The following is an 18,905-nucleotide window of genomic DNA, read 5'->3' as shown; positions in this document are numbered from 1 at the left end:
GTCAAGCGGGATTGGCCTCGGGTCGGAAAAAAAAACCGCTCGCATTTCGGCGAGCGGTTGGCGATGGGCTGCTGGAACAGCTAGCGCGGCGTCTTCGTGGCTGGCTTAGCTGCGGGCTTGGATGCCGGCTTGGCGGTGGATTTGGCGGCCGGCTTGGCGCGCGTCTTCGCGGCGGCCGAAGCTGCCTCGGCCTCCTGCGCATCGCCGCCCTCGATCTTCGACAGGTAGCTGCGCTGCAGTCGCTTGAGGATGGATTCCATCTCCGCCACCGCGGCGTCCGAATCCCGTGCGGCGAGGTGCTTCAGGAAACGGCGGCGAGACGGCAGCACGTAGGCGTTCTCGTAGTGGCCGACCTGGCCGATGAACTCCGCCAGCACGTTGAGCACGCCGTTCATCACGATCACCATGATCGGGTTGCCCGTCATTCGCGCCAGGATGCGGTGGAACTCGAGGTTGGTGGCGGCGCGCGCGGGAAAGTCGTCGTTGCGCGTGGCCTCCTCGGCCGCGTCGATGTTGCTGCTCAGCGCCTCGATGTCGGCCGGCGTGGCACGCGCGCAGGCCTCGCGCACCAGGATCGACTCGAGCCAGATGCGCGCCTCGGTCAGTTGCTCGGGCTGGATGGCCCCCATGTGATACATGTCCATCAGGCCCGTGGCGATCGCGTCGCCACTGCGCCCGCTGATGAAGGCGCCGCCCGTAGCCCCCTTCTGCAGCCGGATGAGCCCGGCGTGCTCCAGCGAGCGAAGCGCCTCGCGCAGCGTGTTGCGCGACACGCCGAACTGCTCGGACAGCGCGCGCTCCGACGGCAGCCGAGTGCCGACCTTGAGCCGCCCCTGCGCCAGCTCGGTGCGTATCTGCTGGGCTATTTCCTCGAAGGCTCGCGCCGAGCGGATGACCTGGAACCTCGCGGCCGACACCGGCGCGGCGGCCTGCGGCTGCGTGGTTTGCGATTCTTTGGCGTTCATGTTGTTTCTCCCGGAGAACCCATAAAAGTTGGACCTTTGAGCCAATGATAAATGCGCGGCCTCGCACCGCCGAGCGTCTACTCCCCCGTCCTATTTATTCACAATGGTTGTACCATTGATGAATTTCAGGAGAATCCGACGATGCAGCACGACATGCCCAGTGACGAAGAACGCGCCATGCTGCGCGATTCGGTGCGAGGCTTCCTGTCCAGGCACTGGCCCTGCGCCAACGCCGTGGAATGGGCGAGGGACCCCGGCCGCGTGAAAGAGGCGTGGCGCCAGCTCGCCGACCAGGGCCTGACCGCGCTCGGCAGCGATCGCAGCGAGGGCGGCCTGCGGGAGATCGTGATCACGATGGAGGAGATGGGCCGCGCCGCCTGCCCGGTGCCGCTGCATCACATCGCACTGCTCCATCTGGCCGCCCTGCGCACCGCGGCTGGCGACGAGCACGCGCTGCTCGAAGCGGCGCGCACCGGGGAGGCGCGCGTGGTACTGGCACTCGGCGCCTTCGACGGCGACCGCAGCGCGGGCGGCGCCACCCTGGCCGGCAGCAGCGTGACCGGTGAGCTTTCTTTCCTGGAGGCGGCGGACAGCGCGACCCATTTCGCAGTCGCTGTCACGGGCACGGCGGCCGTCACGGGCCTCGCGCTGGTCGACGCCGGCGCCCCTGGCGTGCGAATCGACGCCACGCCGGCCATGGGCGCCAGCGGCATGTGCCGCGTCACGCTGCTCGACGTGCCGGCCACGCTGCTCGCCGTATCGGCCCAGGCGCTGGACGACCTCCAGCTCATGAGCCGCCTGGCGCTGTGCGCGCGCGCCGAGGGCGCCGCCGCGCGTGCCTTCGAGATGGCGGTCGCGTACGCCGGCGAGCGCAAGCAGTTCGGCCGCCCGATCGGGAGCTTCCAGGCCATCCAGCACAAGCTCGCGAACAACCAGATCGCGCTGATGGGCGCGCAGCTCACGCTGGCCAATGCCGCGCGGCAGCACGATCTGGGCACCGGCAACTGGCGCGTCTTCGCGCACGCCGCCTGCGCCGTCGCCGGCGACGCCCTTCGCCAGGTGGCGCTCGAGACCCAGCACACTTTCGGAGCCATCGGCTACAGCGAAGAGCACGAAGCGCCGCGGCATTTCAAGCAGGTCCATCTCGACGTCCTGCGCCACGGCGGCATGCGCCGTGCCAAGGAGGACCTTGCCGACTACTTCCTGGGCGAGGTGCCCCACGCGCTGCCCGAATACGATCTCGGGGCCCAGGGCAACGCCTTCCGCGAAGAGGTGCGCGCATGGCTGAAGGTGCACTGGTCGGGTGAACGCAAGGCAGCGCACGACCGCCTGGGATTCAAGCAGCGAGAGTACGACCGCGACTTCGCGCGCGACCTGGGGAAGACCGGCTGGATCGGACTGGGCTGGCCCGAGCGCTTCGGCGGCCAGGCGCGGGGTGCGTTCGAACAGCTCGCGTTCGTCGAGGAAATGGAGCGCGCCGAAGCGCCGCGTGCCGGCGCCCCCGTGCAGGCGGCCATGCTGCAGGTGCACGGCACGCCGGCGCAGCAGGAGCGCTACCTCCCGCAGATCCTGCGCGGCGAGGCCATCTACGGCATGGGATACAGCGAACCCGACTCAGGCTCCGACCTTGCCTCCATGCGCACGCGCGCCGTGCGCGACGGCGATCACTACGTCATCAATGGCCAGAAGATCTGGACCACCACCTATTGGGGCGAATACATGCTGCTGGCCACCCGCACCGACCCCGACGCCAGCCCCCCGCACGCCGGGCTGAGCCTGTTCATCGTGCCGATGGACACGCCCGGCATCACCGTCAAGACCTCGACCACCATGTACGGCGGCAGTTTCGCCAACGTGTTCTACGACAACGTGCGCGTTCCCGCCGACGCGATGGTCGGCGAGCTGAACGGCGGCTGGAAGGTGCTGGTGGGTGCTCTGGCCACGGAGCGCGGCTTCATCGGCGGGGGCATCGTAATGAAGGTTGCGCACGCCTTCGAGCTGCTGTGCGACTACATCCGCGGCGCGCAGCTGGATGGGCGTGCGATGCGGCTGGATCCGCTGGTACGGGAACAGATCGGCAAACTGGCGTCGCAGATCGAGGTGGGGCGCCAGATGATGATGCATTGCGCCGAGCGTGTGGACGCCGGCGAAACACCGTTGCACGACGCGGCCGCCAGCAAGGTGTACTCGGGTGAACTGATGGAGCGCTTCGGCGAGGTGGCACTCGACATTCTCGGCATGGAAGGCACCTTGTCGGAAGGCAGTCCCGGCGCCCTGCTCCAGGGCCGCATCGAGCAGAACCTGCGCCATTCGCTGATGTGGGTGATCAGCATCGGCACCAACGAGATCCAGCGAACCTTGATCGCCCAGCGCGGGCTCGGCCTGCCCCGCTGAACCGGCTCAGCGCTGCGCCTTCTTGCGCTCCATGTCTTCCAGCAGGAGGTGCAGCGCAGTCAGGTGCTTGGCCAACGCCGCGCTGGCCTTGGCCGCATCGCGATCGCGCATGAGGCGCAGCACCTTGCGGCGCACCTGCACCACGTTGCTGTGCGGCGCCTGCAGCTGCGCGATGAGCCCGCGCAATATCTCCGACAGCGCGTCGATCAGCATCACGATCACCTCGTTGTGCGTCGCGCGGCCGATGAGCCGGTAGAACTCGGTGATCAGCGCGCTGTCGCGCACCGGCTTGCCTTGCCTGACCAGCTCCGCGAAGCGGTCGATGTCGGCCTCGATGGCCGCGAAGTCTTCGTCGGTGGCGCGCTCGCAGGCCAGCTTGATCGCCAGGTCGCACAGCAGGATGCGCGCCTCGGTCACGTCGGACACCGGAACCTGGTTGAGGGCCACCATGTCGCGCACCGCCTGCGTGATGCCGTCGGGATGCGATTGCTTGATGTAGAAGCCGCCGTTGATGCCGGTCAGCGCCTCCACCATGCCGGCCATCTCGAGGCTTCGCAATGCCTCGCGCACGCCGCTGCGGCTCACGCCGAACTGCTCCGACAGTTCCTTTTCGCTGGGCAGCCTGTCACCCGCGGCGAGCTGGCCGTCCGCCAGCTGCTGGCGGATCTGGTCGCAGATGGCTTCGAATGCGCGGCGCATGCGCACGGGCGCAAAAACGGGGGTGGTTTCCGACATGGCTTTTTCCTCCTCTAGGTCACGAACGATGGAAGCGCTGGGCTCGGAGCCGACAGTGTGCCTGCCCGGGCAGATGCGGATTGACCATTGTGGCAGAACTAACTATGGTTCAACCAATGCAAATCAAAGACGAACCAGGAGACATCCGATGAACCCAGCGCGCCGCCATACCCTCGCCACCGGCCTCGCCATCGCGGGGGCCGCCTCCCTGCCCTCGTTCGCCTGGGCCGACCCGGCCTATCCGAACAACGTCATCAAGTTCATCATCCCGACGGCGGCCGGCGGGGGGCACGACACCATGATGCGGGTCATCGGACAGAAGCTCACCGAGGCCTGGGGCCAGCCGAGCATCGTCGAATCGAGGGCCGGCGCGAGCGGTGCCATCGCGGCCGCCACCGTGGCACGTGCCACACCCGACGGCTACACGCTGCTGGTCAACTACAGCGCGCTGATCAGCAACCTGGTGCTCCAACCCACCCAGACCTACAAAATGTCGGAGCTCGCGCCCATCAGCATGCTGGCGCTCACGCCCATTGCCATCGGCGTGCGCGAATCGCTGAACATCAAGACGCTGAAGCAACTGGTGGACCTCGCCAAGAGCAAGCCCGGCAAGATTTCCTACGGCTCGTACGGGCCCGGATCGGGCGGCAACTTCGTCGGCGAGTTGCTCAACATGACGGCGGGCATCGAGACTGTGCATGTGCCCTACAAGGGTGAAGCACCCGCGCTGCAGGACCTCATCGGCGGCCAGATCGACACGGCAGTCGTGTCGCTGGGGGGCGTTTCCCGCTACCCCGGAAAAATCCGTGCGCTGGCAGTCGCAAGCCCGAGCCGGTTTCCGCTGTATCCCGACGTGCCGACCTTCGCTGAGGCCGGATACCCCGAAGTCGTGATGCCGGGTTTCGGTGCGCTGTTTGCACCGGCCGGCACACCTAAGGCGATCATCGACAAGCTCTCGACCGAGATGGCGCGCATCGTCAAATTGCCTGACGTGGCTCCCAAGCTGCTCGAACTGGGCTTCGAGCCCGCAGGATGGGGCCCGGCCAAGCTCTCGGCCTTTCTCGCCGAGCAGCTGGAGCTGACCAAGAAGCTGGTGGCTTCCGGTCGCATCAAGCTCTGAGCGTCACTCGGAGCCCGGACCACCGCCTCGCTCAGTCGATCCAGCGGCTCGCTTCGCCGAGGGTGGCGCGCGTGGTGCGGAACTGGTTCGCGGGGTGCGCCGCGTCTTCGTAGCCGAAAGAAATTCCGCAGACCACCTGGCGATCTTCCGGAACGTCGAACCAGCGGTGCAGGAACTTCGCGCGCGAAGCGATGGCCGCCTGCGCAATGCTCGCGACGCCCCGCGCGCGGGCTGCCAGCATGAAGTTGCTCACGTATGCGCCGCAGTCGAGCACGCCGTAGGTGCCCAGCACCGCCTCGGTGGTGACCAGCGCCATGTGCGGCGCACCGAAGAAGCCGAAGTTCAACGCAGCCTGCCGTGCCGAGGCCTCGCGGTCGCCATGCGCGATGCCCACGCTTTCGTACAGCTGGAAGCCGCATTCCCGCCGCCGGTCGCGGTACACGCCGCGGTATTCGGCGGGGGGCGCGATGTCGAAGGACGGGTCGGCCGATGCCTCCGGGGTGGCCATGGCCAGGCGCAAGCGCTCGGTGGCGGCCGCGCTGGTCACCGCGATCTGCCATGGCTGCGAGTTGCACCACGAGGCAGTGCGCTGCGCGGCCCGCAGGATGGCGTCGATCACCTCGCGCGGCACAGGCTCCGCGAGATAGCCGCGGCAGCTGTAGCGGGCGTCGAGCACGGCGTCGAAGGCGGCGGCCTGCGCGGCATTGGCGGCGTCGTGCGCATTCCTTGTCTCAGGGTCCATCGATAAAAACTCCTATGGTTGATCCATTCTAAAGGTTATTGATCTTCCAGCTTTACAGGCCCGGTTGCCGAAAGCTAGCATTGGTTCTACCAATTTGGTTCTCCAAAGTGGACACACCAGAACCAGGGCCCGTGTCCGCCCCGCACCTGCTCCATAAGGAATCTGCTTCCATGCTCTCCCACGAAGACAACGAAACCCTGGTCCGCGTCGGCGCCGGCACCCCGATGGGGCAACTGATGCGCCTCTACTGGATTCCCTTCCTGCCCAGCCGCGATCTCCAGGCCGACGGGCAGCCCCAGCGCGTGCGCCTGCTGGGCGAAGAGCTGCTGGCGTTTCGCGACAGCGAAGGCCGCGTCGGCCTGATCGACCATGCCTGCCCGCACCGCGGCGCGCCGCTGGTCTTCGGGCGCAACGAAGACTGCGGCGTGCGCTGCATCTACCACGGCTGGAAGTTCGGCGTGGACGGCCATGTGCTCGATACGCCGGCCGAGCCCGCGCAGAGCCGGTTGAAGGACACGGTCCAGATCAAGAACTACCCCTGCCGCGAGCGCAACGGCATCGCCTGGACCTACATGGGGCCCGACCGCGACAACCTGCCGCCGCTGCCCAACCTGGAGTGGAACCTGGTGCCTGAGGAGAACGTGTACGTGAGCTTCCGCGTGCAGGAGTGCAACTGGCTGCAGGCGGTGGAAGGCGAGATCGACTCGGCGCACGCCCCCATCCTGCACGGGCGCATCGACCAGCAGGGCGCCATCAGCGACTGGACCGCCAAGAAAGACCTGCGTCCCACCTTCGAATGCAAGCGGCAGGACTTCGGCATGAGCGTGGCTTCGAAGCGCGTGCTCGACGAGCGCACGCACTACTGGCGCGTGAACCAGTTCCTTCTGCCCTTCTACACGCTGGTACCGCCGCAGTCGCAGTACCCCGAGCTCAGCGGCCACGCCTGGGTGCCGCTGGACGATTACCACACGCTGTGCATCATGTTCTCGTACCACCCGACGCAGCCGTTCTACGAGAAGACCCGCAAGATCTTCGACAACGGCCACGCGGGCCGGGAGACCGGCCACCCGAGCGTCAACGCCTATGCGCCGCGCCCGCCCACCGAGCCCTACGCGAAGTACTGGACCAGGTTCAACCTGCAGAGCGCGTTCCTCTTCAACTACGACGCGCAGACCAAGACGTGGTTCTCCGGCCTGCCCGGGTTGTGGGTGCAGGACGCGGCCTGCCAGTCGGGCGTCGCGCCGATCTACGACCGATCGAAAGAGCACCTGGGCATGAGCGACACCGGCATCGCCATGACGCGCCGGCTGCTGCTGGAAACCGTGCGCAACCTCTCGGTGCGCCAGCAGCGCCCGCCGCGCATCGAAGACCCCGACCTGCCGATGGTGCGCGCGGTGTCTCTCACACTGCCTGCCAGCGAGTCGTGGAACGATTCGGGGCGCGAGGCAATGACCGCGCGGCTGGGCGCCGACTTCGGCTACACGCCATGAACATGCCCGCTCCCATCGACCTGCGCCTGCGCCAGATCCGGCTGGAGGCGGAGGGCATCGCGTCGTACGAGTTCGTTTCGGCCGACGACTGCGCGCTGCCCGCCTTCACCGCCGGCGCGCACATCGACCTGCACCTGCCGCACGGCATGGTGCGCAGCTATTCGCTGGTCAACGCACCCTCCGACGGCGGCCGCTACGTGGTGGCGGTGCAGCGCGACGCCGAAGGCCAGGGCGGCTCTGCGTGGATGCACGCCACGCCGCGCGTGGGCGACCGCCTGCGCGCCACGCCACCGAGCAACGACTTCGCCCTGGTGGAAGACGCGGCGCATTCCGTGTTCATCGCGGGCGGCATCGGCATCACCCCGATCATGTCGATGCTGCGCCGGCTGCGCGAGCTCGGCCGGCCGTGGCGCCTGCACTACGCGAGCCGCTCGCCGCGCGAGACCGCCTACGCCGACGCACTGCGCGCCATGGCGGGCGACGGGCGCGAGGTCGATTTCTGCTTCGGCTCTTCGCGCACCGACCGGCTCGACATCGCCGCCATCGTGCGCGAGGCGCCACAGGGCACGCACCTGTACTGTTGCGGCCCGGCGCGCATGATCGACGCCTTCCTCGCAGCCTGTAGTCCGCGGCCCGCGGCCACGGTGCACTTCGAGCGCTTCGCCGCCGCCAGCGAGGCGGCCACCGAAGGCGGCTACGACGTGGTGCTGGAGCGCAGCGGCCAGCGCCTTGCCGTGGCGCCGGGCAAGACCATTCTCGACACGCTGCTCGACCACGCCGTCGACGTTACGTACGCCTGCACTGCCGGCGTGTGCGGCACCTGCCGCACCAAGGTGATCGCGGGCGAGCCCGACCATCGCGACGACTTCCTGAGCGCCGAGGAAAAGCAGGCCAACGACAGCATCATGATCTGCTGCTCCGGCGCGCGCTCGAAGACGCTGGTGCTCGACCTTTGAGCGGCAGGCACACCATGGCCACCAAGCTCGCCCCCTCCGCCGAGGCGCAGGAACCTGCCGGCAGCCACGCCGGCCAGGGCGCCATTGCCGGCATCCTGGCGTACCTGCGCGACCGCCGCCTGCAACCCGGCGACCGGCTGCCCTCGGAGCGCGACCTGGCCGAGCGCCTGGGCGTGGGCCGCAACGCCGTGCGCGAGGCGCTCGCCACGCTGGTCACGCTGCGCATCGTCGAGTCGCGGCCCAACTCGGGCATCTATCTGCGGCACGTGGAGCGCGAATCCAGCTTCGAGGCGCTCGTGATGCTCACCGACATGGGCGGCACGCCCACGCCGGTGGAGGTGGCGGAGACGATGGAAGTGCGCGGTCACCTGGAAGTGCTGGCCGCCGGCCTCGCCTGCCAGCGCCGCACCGACGCCGACCTGGAGTGCATGGAAGCCGTGCTGCGGCGTACCGAAGAAGTGCTGTTGCAACACGGAAACATCGCCGCCGCCGACACCGAGTTCCATATCGCGCTGGTCGACGCCACGCACAACTCGGTGCTGGTGCGCGTGCTGCATGCCTTCTACCGGTTCACGGGCGAGCGCCGCCAGGCCATGTTCGAGGACACGGCACAAGGCAAGGCCTCGCTGCGCGACCACCGCCGGCTGTTCGAACACATCCGCGCAAGAGATTCGGCCAAGGCGCAGCTGCTCATCCTGCAGCACATGGACCGCGCCCGCAGCTACTGGTCGACCGTGCTCGGCAACTGAATCGATCCGACCCGAACCGGCCCACGCATTCACGAAAACAAGGAGACCTCACCATGAAACCCGCATTCCTCCCCCGACGCACCCTGCTGTGCACCGCGTGCATGTGGCTCGCGGCCGGCGTGTCGCCCGCATTCGCCCAAGGCAACTACCCGAGCAAGCCGATTCGCATGATCGTGCCGTATGCCGCCGGTGGCAGCACCGACCAGCTCGCGCGCGCCATCCAGCAATCGCTGAGCGAGACGCTGGGCCAGACCGTCATCGTCGAGAACAAACCCGGGGCGGGGGGCACCATCGGGGTGGACTACGTCGCGAAGGCCCCGGCCGACGGCTACACGCTGGTGTTCGGCAACACCGGCCCCAACGCCGTGGTCGGGCTGATGCGCAAGGTGCCGTACGACGAGCTGAAAGACCTGCGGCCCGTCTCCACCGTGGCCATCACGCCGATGATCCTGGCCGTGCCCGCCGACAGCCCCGCCAGGACGATGAAGGAGTTCCTCGCGTACGCGAAGAAGAACGGCACGTCCTTGAACATCGGCTCCGTCGGCAACGGTTCGCTGTCGCACCTCACGGCCGAATACTTCAACGAGGCCGCGGGCCTGAAGCTGCAGCACATTCCGTACAACGGCGGCGCGCCGATGATGACGGCCTTTGCCGGCGGCCAGCTGCAGGCCGCCTTCGTCACCGGCCTGGACGGCGCCACGCTCGTCAATTCGGGCAAGGTGCGCTACCTCGCGGTGGGCACGCTCAAGCCCACCGAAACGGTGCCGGGCCTGCCGGCCATCGCGGACGACCTGCCAGGCTTCAGGAGCTCGGCATGGTTCGGCGTGCTCGCGCCCAAGGACACTCCCCAGGACGTCATCGCCAGGCTGCAGGCCGCGGTAAGCACCGCTGTCGCGCGACCCGAAGTGCGAAAGATGTTCTCCGAGCGCAACGTCGAGGCGCGCAGCAGCACGCCGCAGGAACTCGAGAAGCTCATCCGCGACGAAATGGCGCAGTGGGGCCCGGTCGTGCGCAAAGCCAACATACAGATGTGAGAACCACCTTCATGCTTGAAAACCTCGAAACCGATTTCCCCGAACACACGCCCCGCCCCGCGGGCGCGCCGCAGGCGCTCGAAGGCATCAAGGTGGTCGACTTCACGCACTTCATCGCGGGCCCGTTCGCCACCATGATGCTGGCCGACATGGGCGCGGACGTGTTGAAGATCGAGGCCCCCGGGCGGGGCGACGACTTTCGCCAATACCCGCCGGTACACCCCGAGCTCGCCCAGGGCGCGCCCTTTCTCTGGTCGAACCGCAACAAGCGCAGCGTGGCGCTCGACCTGAAGACACCCGAAGGGCTGGAAGTGGCGCGCGCGCTGGTGGCCACGGCCGACGTGGTGGTCGAGAATTTCTCCACCGGTGTGATGGAGCGCTTCGGCCTGGACTACGAAAGCATCCGCAGGACCAACCCGGAGGTGGTCTATTGCTCGGTCTCGGCCTATGGACGCGAAGGTGCATTTGCCGACCGCCTGGGCTTCGACCCCATTGCCCAGGCCGAGAGCGGCTTCGTGTCGATGAACGGCTATGCCGACCGGCAGGGCGTGCGCGCGTTGTCACCGGTGATGGACATCAGCACCGCGATGATGGCGTCCAACGCCATACTCGGCGCACTGGTGGCGCGCGAGCGCACCGGACACGGCCAGTCGATGGAAGTCGCGCTGTTCGACAACGCCGTGCTGATGACGGGCTACGCCACGCTGCAGCATGTGTTCAGCGGCGCCGAGCCCCAGCGCCATGGCAACACCAGCCCCGACACCTGCCCTTCGGGCGTGTTCGAAGCGCAAGACCGTTCGTTCTACATCAACTGCGGCAACAACAAGATCTTCCAGCGGCTGATGACACAGGTGATCGAGCGGCCGGACGTGGCCGACGACCCGCGCTTCGCCAACGGACGCGAGCGCTCCGCGCGGCGCGAAGAACTTTTTGCGCTCCTGGGCGAAGCCTTTGCGCTGCAGCCGTGGTCGCACTGGCAGGCGCGCATGCGCGCGGCCGGCGTGCCGTGCGGAGAGGTGCGCTCGGTGGGCGAGGCGATTCGCTCTCCGGAGGCGCGCGAGCGGCGGCTGGTCACGCGCATTCCGCATCCGGGCGTCGGCTGGGTGCCCAACATGGCGCTGCCCATTCGCTTTGGCCACACGCCCATCGCCGACCCGGTGGCTGCTCCCACCGTCGGGCAGCACACGCACGAGGTGCTGCGCGAGGCGCTCGGCTACGACGATGCCCGGCTGGCAGGGCTGGCCCAGGCCGGCGCCTTCGGTCCACCGGCCGTGCGGCACGAGACCGCTGGCGCGCCAGCATGACGCCAAGGTCGCTGCGCGGCCGTGTCGCCATCGTCGGCATCGGCGAGACGCCGTACTACAAGCACGGGCAGTCGCCCGACGCCGAGTTCAAGCTCGCGCTGAAGGCGATCATCGCGGCCTGCGCGGACGCGGGCATCGACCCGAGGGACATTGACGGCTTCGCCTCGTACAGCGACGACCGCAGCGACGCATCGCGCCTGGCGGCAGCGCTGGGCACACACCGCCTGCGCAGCGCGACCATGCAATGGGGCGGCGGCGGCGGCGGGTGCTGCGCGGCCGTGGCCAACGGCGCGGCAGCCATTGCCGCCGGGCTGGCCGATTGCGTGGTGGTGTTCCGCGCGCTGGCACAAGGGCAGAACGGCCGCTTCGGCCAGGTGCAGGGCGTGGACACCATCTCCGGCGAGAAGGCCTACCTGATGCCCTACGGCATGCTCTCGCCGCCGCAACGCTTCGCCATGCGCGTGCAACGCTTCATGCACGAGCACGGTGTGCGGCAGGAAGCGATGCGCGCCATCGCCATGGCCTCCTACCATCATGCGCAAGCGAACCCACGTGCCGTGATGCACGGCAAGCCGCTGGACGCAGCCACCTACGACGCCTCCCGCTGGATCTGCGAGCCCTTCCACCTGTACGACTGCTGCATGGAAAACGACGGCGCCGCGGCCATCGTGCTGGTGGCCGCCGAGCGCGCAAAAGACTTCGCGTGCAAGCCTGCCTACCTGCTCGGCGCGGCGACCGGCTCGGGCTACCGCGCAGGCGCCATTCCCCACAATGCGCCGGACTACGCGAGCGCGAGCTTCACCACGGTGGCACCCGAGCTGTACGCCATGGCCGGCATCACGCCCGCCGATGTCGGCGTGGTGCAAAGCTACGAGAACTTCACCGGCGGCGTGGCGATGGCGCTGGCCGAACACGGATTCTTCCGCCCCGACGAGGCGAACGAATTCCTCACGCTCGACAACCTGCTCGCGCCCGCGGGCCGGCTGCCGCTGAACACCAGCGGCGGCAACCTGGCGGAGTGCTACATGCACGGCTTCGAGCTGGTGCTGGAGGCCGTGCGCCAGGTGCGCGGCACCTCCACCAGCCAGGCCCGCCGCAGCGACGTGGCGCTGGTGATCGGCGGGCCGATGGTCACCCCCGTGAGCGACCTGCTGCTGGCATCGGAGAACGTGCTGTGAACGACACGACGACCACGCACTACCTGCCGCCCGGCTTGCCGGTTCCGGTGCCGGAGCCCGACGGCCTCTCGGCGCCTTATTGGTCGGGCCTTCGCGAGGGCCGGTTGCGCGTGCAGCATTGCGTCGCATGCGGCACCTGGCAATTCGGCCCCGAGTGGCTGTGCCACCGCTGCCACGCATTCGACCCGGCCTGGGAAGAGGTGGCGCCGCGCGGGCGCATCTTCAGCTGGGAGCGTGTATGGCACCCGGCGCATGCGGCCCTGAAAGGGCGGGGCGCCTACCTCGTGGTGCTCGTCGAGCTGCTCGACGCCGGCCATGTGCGAATGGTCGGCAACCTGCTGGGCGACCCGATGCAGACAGTGGCCATGGGCGCCGAGGTCGAGGGTGTGTACGAACATCACCCGCAAGCGCAACCGGCGTTCTCGCTGCTCCAATGGCGACTGAGGGGTGCGTCATGAGCGGGCCTCTCGAAGGCTTGAAGGTGGTCGAGTTCGCAGGGCTCGGACCCGGTCCTTTCGCTTGCATGCTGCTGAGCGACATGGGCGCCGACGTGGTCACCATCGACCGGCCGGGCCGCAAGCTCGGCGACCGCAGCGACATCACCGGCCGGGGCCGCAGCGTGGTGCTCGCCGACCTGAAGAGCCCGGAGGCGCGCGCGCAGGTGCTGCAACTCGTGGACCGCGCGGACGTGCTGGTCGAAGGCTTTCGCCCCGGGGTGATGGAGCGCCTGGGCCTGGGACCCGACGTGATCGCGGCACGCAACCCGCGCCTGGTCTACGGCCGCATGACCGGCTGGGGCCAATACGGACCGCTGGCGCAGTCGGCCGGCCACGACATCAACTACATCGCGCTGACCGGAGCCCTGCACGCCATCGGCGCCCTGGGTGGCGCGCCGGTGCCGCCGCTCAATCTGGTCGGGGACTACGGGGGCGGCAGCCTGTACCTGGTCGTGGGCATCCTGGCGGCGCTGCACGAGACGAAGCGCTCGGGACGGGGGCAGGTGGTAGATGCGGCCATCACCGACGGAGTGAATTCGCTGATGAGCCTGTTCGCCAGCAGCGCACTGCGCGGAACCTTCGTCGAGCAGCGCGGCCGCAACACGCTGGACGGCGGGGCACCGTACTACGGCACCTACGCGACGGCCGACGCGCAGCATGTGTGCATAGGCCCCATCGAGCCCCAGTTCTTTGCGGACCTGTGCGAACGCCTCGGCGTGGACCCCGCCCTGCGCGATGCGCAGAACGACCGGGCGCGCTGGCCCGCATTGCGCGCGGAGCTGGAGCGCATCTTCCTGATCCGCACGCGCGACGAATGGACTGCGTTGCTGGAAGGAAGCGACGCCTGCTTCGCGCCGGTGCTCGCACTCGGCGAGGCGCGCGCTCACCCGCATCAGGTCGCGCGCGATGCGTTCGTCGATGTGGAGGGTGTGACACACCCCGCACCAGCGCCGCGTTTTTCGCGGACACCATCGAACATTCAAGGAGCGGCGCCGTCGCAGGCCCAAGGCCTGGAGCAGGTGCTGCGCCGTTGGGAATGATGGTGCGATCCAGCACCGGCGGCCACCGGTGGTCGCGCCACCGGGCCCACGTGTTTCAGCGCCCCACCCGCCCCTGCACGCCCTCCACCAGCCAGTTCATCTTCAGGATCTGCTCGTCGCCCAGCTGGGCCCCCTTGGCGATCACGACGTGGCCATCGTTGTCGCGCACATCGGCCGCCACTGCACGGAACGGCTGCAGCCTGCCGGCGGCGATGTCGTTCTGGCGCGCCAGTACTTCGTCCTGCACGGACTTGGACACCTTGGTGCCGAAGTCGCCCACGCGGATCATTCCTTCCTTCACGCCGCCCCAGAGGTTGCCGCTTTTCCAGTTGCCGTCGAGCACGGCTTTCGCACGCTGCGTGTAGTAGCCGCCCCACTGGTGCGTGACCGCGACGATCTGCGCGTCGGGCGCGATCTTGCGCATGTCGGAGTGGTACGCAATGGCCAGCTTGCCGCGCTCCTGCGCCGCGGACATCACGGCCGTGGAGCCCGTGTGGAAGGCCACCACGTCGGCGTTCTGGTTGAACAGCGCCATCGCCGCGTCGCGCTCCTTCGGCGGATCGAACCACTCGTTGAGCCACACGACGTGCACCTTGGCACCCGGGTTCACCGAGCGCATGCCGAGCGTGAAGGCGTTGATGCCCTGCAGCACCTCGGGAATCGGAAAGCCCGCGACGTAGCCTGCCACGTTGGTCTTCGTCATGCGGCCGGCCGCGATGCCCGCGAGGTAGCGCCCCTCGTAGTAGCGCGCGTTGGCCGTCGCCACGTTGGTCGCGGCCTTGTAGCCGGTGATGGACTCGAACTTCACGTCAGGGAAGTCCTTCGCCACCTTCAGCGTCGGCTCCATGTAGCCGAAGCTCGGCGTGAAGATGAGCCGGTTGCCCTGCTGCGCGAGGTCGCGGATCACGCGCTCGGCATCGGCGCCTTCGGCCACGTTCTCGACATAAGTGGTCCTGACCTTGTCGCCGAGCGCCGCCTCGACGGCCCTGCGGCCCTCTTCATGCTGGCGCACCCAGCCGGCGTCGGTGACCGGCGTGACATAGACGAAGCCGATCTTCAGCGGTGCCTTGGGGGCCTGCTGCTGCGGCTGCGGCTGCGAAAAGGCGGGAGATAAAAAACAGGCGGCTGCCCACGCCAGAACGGCGCGGCCCGCGAGGTTTTTGTACATGGTGTTCCTCTACATGGCCCCGGAAATGCAAAACCCCGCAGCCGGCCGGGACGCCCGGCTGCGAGGGAGCGGCATTTTAAGCCGGGGCGCCGCCCACGACGCGGCCGGGGCATTGGCCTACTTCAATGTCGGCGCTTCGCCTTAGGGCCGCGGCGCCGGGCTGCGCGAGCCTAGGGCCACAGTTTCATCACCGAGAGAAGAAAGAAAGGCCAGCCACCATGACCGCATCCACCGTCAACGACTCGCTGACCCCGCTCGATATTTCGCAAGCAGTGCTGGAGGGCGAAGAAAACCCGAACGTCGCGCGCCCGCTCACGCCCAAGGAGCAGGCCGCAACCGGCGTAGCCCAAGAGCAGGGTCGCCGCGCACGCCTGCAACGCGCGTTGCGCAGCCCGGCCTTTGCCTGGGGCGGCGCGGCTGTCACGGGGCTGGCGCTGGCGATGTTGTACGCCCGCCGCTCGCACCGCATCTGACCGCAACGAGGATTGCGCTAGGACGAGGCGGGGTCGTGCGCGGTCTCGCCGGGCGGGCCTGCGCCAAGGCCCAGGCCACCGCCGCCCCCCGCGCCACTGCCTCTTCCTGAACCCCCACTGCCCTTCCCTCCTCCGCCCTCGCGCGGGCCAGCACCCTTGGCCCGCACCGGGCCTTGCTTGGGGATGCCGAGATGCGGCGGAATCGGATCGAGGTCGAGCACGTCGCGGATGAAAAGCCGCAGCGACACCACCAATTCCGCCGTTTCCACCGGCCGCCCTGCCACCATGTCGTTGGCAGCCTGCGCCGCGAGGCGCACCTGTTCTTCGGTGCCCAGCAGGATGACGTCCGACAGCGCAGCCTCCACCGCATCGCGGATGCGCCGGCGCCGATCGGAGGCGGTGAGCGCTGACGTCTCCACGCCTTCACGCGCGCGCAGTTCGCGCAGATGGCTGGGATCCACCGACAGGTCTCCCGTGAAAGAACCGCCAAGCACCTTGTAGGCTGCGATCAGCGTCTTGAGCCGTTCGTTGATCTGGCGGTTCTGCCGCTCGCGCCGCTGCTGCACGCCGTGCATCACGACGAGGCGGATGCCCACCGCCACCAGGGACACCACAACGAGGCCCAGCAGCGTTGTCAGAAGGCCCTGCCAGGAACTGAAGTCGAGTGAGTTGCGCATGGTGCCGGATGATCATACGACCGCCGCCATACAGGCCGTGGCCATCCTGCGGGGCGGCAACCAGGTGGCGAGATTGCTGGCGGGCCGAATGCGCACAATCGCGCCATGCACCCGTTCATCGAACTGCTGCGCGAACGCCGCACCGCATGCCTGTGGGCCGGCCTCGCCTTCTCCGGCTTCGGCAGCGAGCTCAACCGCATGGCCGTGCTGTGGCTCGCCATCGAAGTTGCCGGCTCCAGCGCCAGCCTCCTGCCGCTGGCACAGCACGCGGTGGTGCTGGTTGTGAGCCTGGGTGCCGGGCTCTTCGCGCACCGCCTCTCGCCAAGGGCCACGATGATCGGCACCGACCTGGTGTCGGCGCTCGTCGCGGTGCTGCCCGTGGTGCTCGCGGGCATCTACGGGCTGACGCTCTGGAGCCTCGTCGCGTCGGCGATGGCGCTGGCGGCGTTAAGCGCGCTGTTCCAGCCGGCGCTGCTGTCCAGCATTCCACATGTGGTGGGAACGAAGGAGCGGGTCCAGGGCGTCAATGCGTTGCTGGACGCCACGACGCGGCTGTCGCGGCTGACCGGCCCCTTCGCCGCCGGCCTGCTGGCCGCGGTGCTGCCGGTGCTGCACTTCCTGACCGTGAACGCCGTGAGCTTTCTCGCTTCCGCATGGGCCGTGGCCGCGATGGGCAAGCTCGGCAAGCTCGGAGAGAGGCCCGCCGCGCCCGCCCCGCCGGTGCCGGTCTCCCGGCGCCTGATGCAGGGTGCCACGCTCATGGTCCGGCACAAGGACATCCGCCTCCTGCTGCTGGCCAACACCGCAGTGCTTGCAGCCTGGACCATCGGCGTGAGCCTCGGCCTTCCGTTCCTGGTCGCGCAGACAGGGTTGTCGGGCCTTGGCCTGAGCGGCCTCGGCGCGGTGGCGGCCCTTGTGGCCGCATACGGCGCGGGCGACTTCCTGTCGAACTTCTGGGTGGCTGCCCACCGGCCGGCGCGGCTCGGCCGCTTCATGTTCAACGGCTACGTCGTCCTCGGCGGTGCGCTGGCGCTGGTGCCACTGCCGTTCTGGCTGCTGCCGCAGGCCGCATGGCTGCCGTCGATGATGGCCGCGGCCTTCGTGTCGGGCCTGGGCGGGCCGATGTTCTTCATCCCCATGATGACCTTCCTGCAGACACGGCTCGAAGGCGCCGAACTCGCCAGCATCATCCGCCTGCGCCTCGCGCTGACGGCCGCGGCCATGATGGCCGGCGCGGGGCTCGGCGCGCTGCTGTTCGGCGGGCTCGGCGCGGCTGTCACAGTGGTCATGGCAGGCGGGCTCATCGCGCTGGTCGGCGCATGGGGCAGCCTGTGGCACCCTGACGTCGGCAATTCGTGAACAAATTCACAGAAGCTCCCACCTTGGCCTGCGCAGCCACACTGCTGTCAGTAACGATCCTCTGACATTTAGATACGTTAAGTTACGATTGTGCGGTCAGGCCCTGGTCAGTTCGGCCACCGGGCCAAGTCTTACCCCAGCACAACGAACGGAGTCCCGGTGATTGCTGTCAGCGGCGCATTGCAGCGCAAATTCGAACCCTCTCCTGTCCGGCTGGAGTCCCGCAGCGGCTCTTCCATGCGTACCCTCTGCTGCGTCGTTGCCATCTCGGTGTTCGTCAGCGGCTGCGCCACGGCCAACATCACCTACACACCGCGCCCCAGCCAGGACACCGCGCAGACAATCAAGTACACCGACGGGGTGGGTACGCTGACCGAGAAGGACGAATCGCGCGAGCTCTTCGTCTACTCGCGCTTCAAGATGCAGGGCCCGACCCAGCCGACTTTCACGCTGGGTTACGCGAACAACACGGCCGCGCCCGTGAACTTCAGCACCGACAACGTCAAGGCCTATTTCCGCGGGGCGCCGGTGCAGATCTACACCTACAGCGAGCGCATTGCCGAGATCCAGTCGGAGAAACAGGCCAAGCAGGTGGCGCTGGCCATCATCGGCGGACTGGCCGCCGGCGCGGCGGCCTATGGTGCCTCGCGCCAGACCTACCGCCAGAACTACTCAGGCTCGGTGGTCGGCCGCCACGGCATCACGAGCTTCGCCGGCACGAACACGGTGCGCGTCTACGACCCCGTGGCCGGCATGCTGGCCGGCGCGGCCGTGGGCGGCGCCACGGTGCTGGGCATCCGGCAGATCGAATACAACGCGGAGAGCCAGGAGCAGTCGGCCAACTCGATCCTGCAGCTGAACACGGTGGAGCCGCTGCAGATGGTGACGGGCGACCTGGTCTTGAAGAACTGCTGCGACCCGAACCCCCGGCCCGACGACGTGATCCGCCTCGAGGTGACGGCGAGCGAGAAGACTTCGGTGTTCGAGTTCGTGCGCTCGCAAGTCAAGACCCGCTGAAAATCCC

The 18,905-nt window shown here is 68.2% G+C and carries 18 protein-coding genes; 13 read left to right on the top strand and 5 right to left on the bottom strand.

The annotated features are described in order from the left end of the window. Positions 1 to 80: 80 nt before the first annotated feature. The gene (locus tag C4F17_RS30700; RefSeq protein WP_106938181.1) at positions 81 to 965 is read right to left on the bottom strand and encodes a FadR/GntR family transcriptional regulator; all 885 of its coding nucleotides are present in this window, start codon (positions 963 to 965) and stop codon (positions 81 to 83) included. Between the two features lie 141 nt (positions 966 to 1,106). Here C4F17_RS30700 and C4F17_RS30695 point away from each other — a divergent pair, with 141 nt between their 5' ends. Next, positions 1,107 to 3,359, top strand: a complete 2,253-nt coding sequence (locus C4F17_RS30695; RefSeq protein WP_106938180.1) for an acyl-CoA dehydrogenase — start codon at positions 1,107 to 1,109, stop codon at positions 3,357 to 3,359. A gap of 6 nt (positions 3,360 to 3,365) precedes the next feature. Here the strand turns inward: C4F17_RS30695 and C4F17_RS30690 are convergent, their stop codons facing one another. Further along, on the bottom strand, positions 3,366 to 4,094 hold the full coding sequence (locus C4F17_RS30690; protein ID WP_106938179.1) for a FadR/GntR family transcriptional regulator: 729 nt from the start codon (positions 4,092 to 4,094) through the stop codon (positions 3,366 to 3,368). Between the two features lie 148 nt (positions 4,095 to 4,242). Between C4F17_RS30690 and C4F17_RS30685 the strand changes: the two genes are divergently transcribed. Beyond that, positions 4,243 to 5,214, top strand: a complete 972-nt coding sequence (locus C4F17_RS30685) for a Bug family tripartite tricarboxylate transporter substrate binding protein (protein WP_159053782.1) — start codon at positions 4,243 to 4,245, stop codon at positions 5,212 to 5,214. Between the two features lie 31 nt (positions 5,215 to 5,245). Here C4F17_RS30685 and C4F17_RS30680 read toward each other — a convergent pair whose 3' ends face one another. Continuing rightward, positions 5,246 to 5,956 (bottom strand): nitroreductase, encoded by a 711-nt coding sequence (locus C4F17_RS30680; protein WP_106938178.1) that lies wholly within the window; start codon positions 5,954 to 5,956, stop codon positions 5,246 to 5,248. A 170-nt stretch (positions 5,957 to 6,126) separates the two neighbouring features. On the opposite strand from C4F17_RS30680, the gene C4F17_RS30675 reads away from it, so the two are divergent. From C4F17_RS30675 to C4F17_RS30640, 8 genes are read left to right on the top strand one after another with little or no spacing between them, the layout of a single operon-like run. Beyond that, positions 6,127 to 7,446, top strand: a complete 1,320-nt coding sequence (locus C4F17_RS30675; RefSeq protein ID WP_106938177.1) for a Rieske 2Fe-2S domain-containing protein — start codon at positions 6,127 to 6,129, stop codon at positions 7,444 to 7,446. Further along, positions 7,443 to 8,402, top strand: coding sequence for a PDR/VanB family oxidoreductase (locus tag C4F17_RS30670; protein WP_106938176.1), 960 nt, complete (start codon positions 7,443 to 7,445; stop codon positions 8,400 to 8,402). Before C4F17_RS30675 ends, C4F17_RS30670 begins: the two co-directional genes overlap by 4 nt. A gap of 14 nt (positions 8,403 to 8,416) precedes the next feature. Continuing rightward, a complete protein-coding gene (locus C4F17_RS30665; protein ID WP_106938175.1) occupies positions 8,417 to 9,151 on the top strand; it encodes a FadR/GntR family transcriptional regulator in 735 nt (244 codons plus the stop codon). Positions 9,152 to 9,204: 53 nt separating this feature from the next. After that, positions 9,205 to 10,185, top strand: coding sequence for a Bug family tripartite tricarboxylate transporter substrate binding protein (locus C4F17_RS30660; protein WP_106938174.1), 981 nt, complete (start codon positions 9,205 to 9,207; stop codon positions 10,183 to 10,185). 11 nt (positions 10,186 to 10,196) lie between these two features. Then, positions 10,197 to 11,489: a CaiB/BaiF CoA transferase family protein gene (locus C4F17_RS30655; RefSeq protein ID WP_106938173.1), complete on the top strand. Its 1,293-nt coding sequence runs from the start codon at positions 10,197 to 10,199 to the stop codon at positions 11,487 to 11,489. Continuing rightward, the gene (locus C4F17_RS30650) at positions 11,486 to 12,667 is read left to right on the top strand and encodes a thiolase C-terminal domain-containing protein (protein ID WP_106938172.1); all 1,182 of its coding nucleotides are present in this window, start codon (positions 11,486 to 11,488) and stop codon (positions 12,665 to 12,667) included. Before C4F17_RS30655 ends, C4F17_RS30650 begins: the two co-directional genes overlap by 4 nt. Beyond that, positions 12,664 to 13,125, top strand: coding sequence for a Zn-ribbon domain-containing OB-fold protein (locus C4F17_RS30645; protein ID WP_106938171.1), 462 nt, complete (start codon positions 12,664 to 12,666; stop codon positions 13,123 to 13,125). The genes C4F17_RS30650 and C4F17_RS30645 overlap by 4 nt, the downstream gene beginning before the upstream one ends. Next, on the top strand, positions 13,122 to 14,204 hold the full coding sequence (locus C4F17_RS30640; RefSeq protein WP_106938170.1) for a CaiB/BaiF CoA transferase family protein: 1,083 nt from the start codon (positions 13,122 to 13,124) through the stop codon (positions 14,202 to 14,204). Before C4F17_RS30645 ends, C4F17_RS30640 begins: the two co-directional genes overlap by 4 nt. A gap of 55 nt (positions 14,205 to 14,259) precedes the next feature. On the opposite strand, the gene C4F17_RS30635 is transcribed toward C4F17_RS30640, so the two are convergent. Further along, positions 14,260 to 15,372 carry a BMP family ABC transporter substrate-binding protein gene (locus C4F17_RS30635; protein ID WP_106938169.1) on the bottom strand — a complete coding sequence of 371 codons (1,113 nt, stop codon included), beginning with the start codon at positions 15,370 to 15,372 and terminating at the stop codon, positions 14,260 to 14,262. A 218-nt stretch (positions 15,373 to 15,590) separates the two neighbouring features. Between C4F17_RS30635 and C4F17_RS30630 the strand changes: the two genes are divergently transcribed. Next, on the top strand, positions 15,591 to 15,845 hold the full coding sequence (locus C4F17_RS30630) for a hypothetical protein (protein WP_106938168.1): 255 nt from the start codon (positions 15,591 to 15,593) through the stop codon (positions 15,843 to 15,845). Between the two features lie 17 nt (positions 15,846 to 15,862). On the opposite strand, the gene C4F17_RS30625 is transcribed toward C4F17_RS30630, so the two are convergent. Next, a complete protein-coding gene (locus C4F17_RS30625) occupies positions 15,863 to 16,522 on the bottom strand; it encodes a hypothetical protein (RefSeq protein WP_106938167.1) in 660 nt (219 codons plus the stop codon). 105 nt (positions 16,523 to 16,627) lie between these two features. Here C4F17_RS30625 and C4F17_RS30620 point away from each other — a divergent pair, with 105 nt between their 5' ends. Both C4F17_RS30620 and C4F17_RS30615 read left to right on the top strand, forming a co-directional pair. Then, the gene (locus C4F17_RS30620) at positions 16,628 to 17,881 is read left to right on the top strand and encodes an MFS transporter (RefSeq protein ID WP_106938166.1); all 1,254 of its coding nucleotides are present in this window, start codon (positions 16,628 to 16,630) and stop codon (positions 17,879 to 17,881) included. A 237-nt stretch (positions 17,882 to 18,118) separates the two neighbouring features. Further along, positions 18,119 to 18,898 (top strand): hypothetical protein, encoded by a 780-nt coding sequence (locus C4F17_RS30615; RefSeq protein WP_106938165.1) that lies wholly within the window; start codon positions 18,119 to 18,121, stop codon positions 18,896 to 18,898. Positions 18,899 to 18,905: the final 7 nt, after the last annotated feature.

Source organism: Variovorax sp. PMC12 (assembly GCF_003019815.1).
Classification (GTDB): Bacteria; Pseudomonadota; Gammaproteobacteria; order Burkholderiales; family Burkholderiaceae_C; genus Variovorax.
This window is presented reverse-complemented; position numbering and strand designations above follow the sequence as displayed.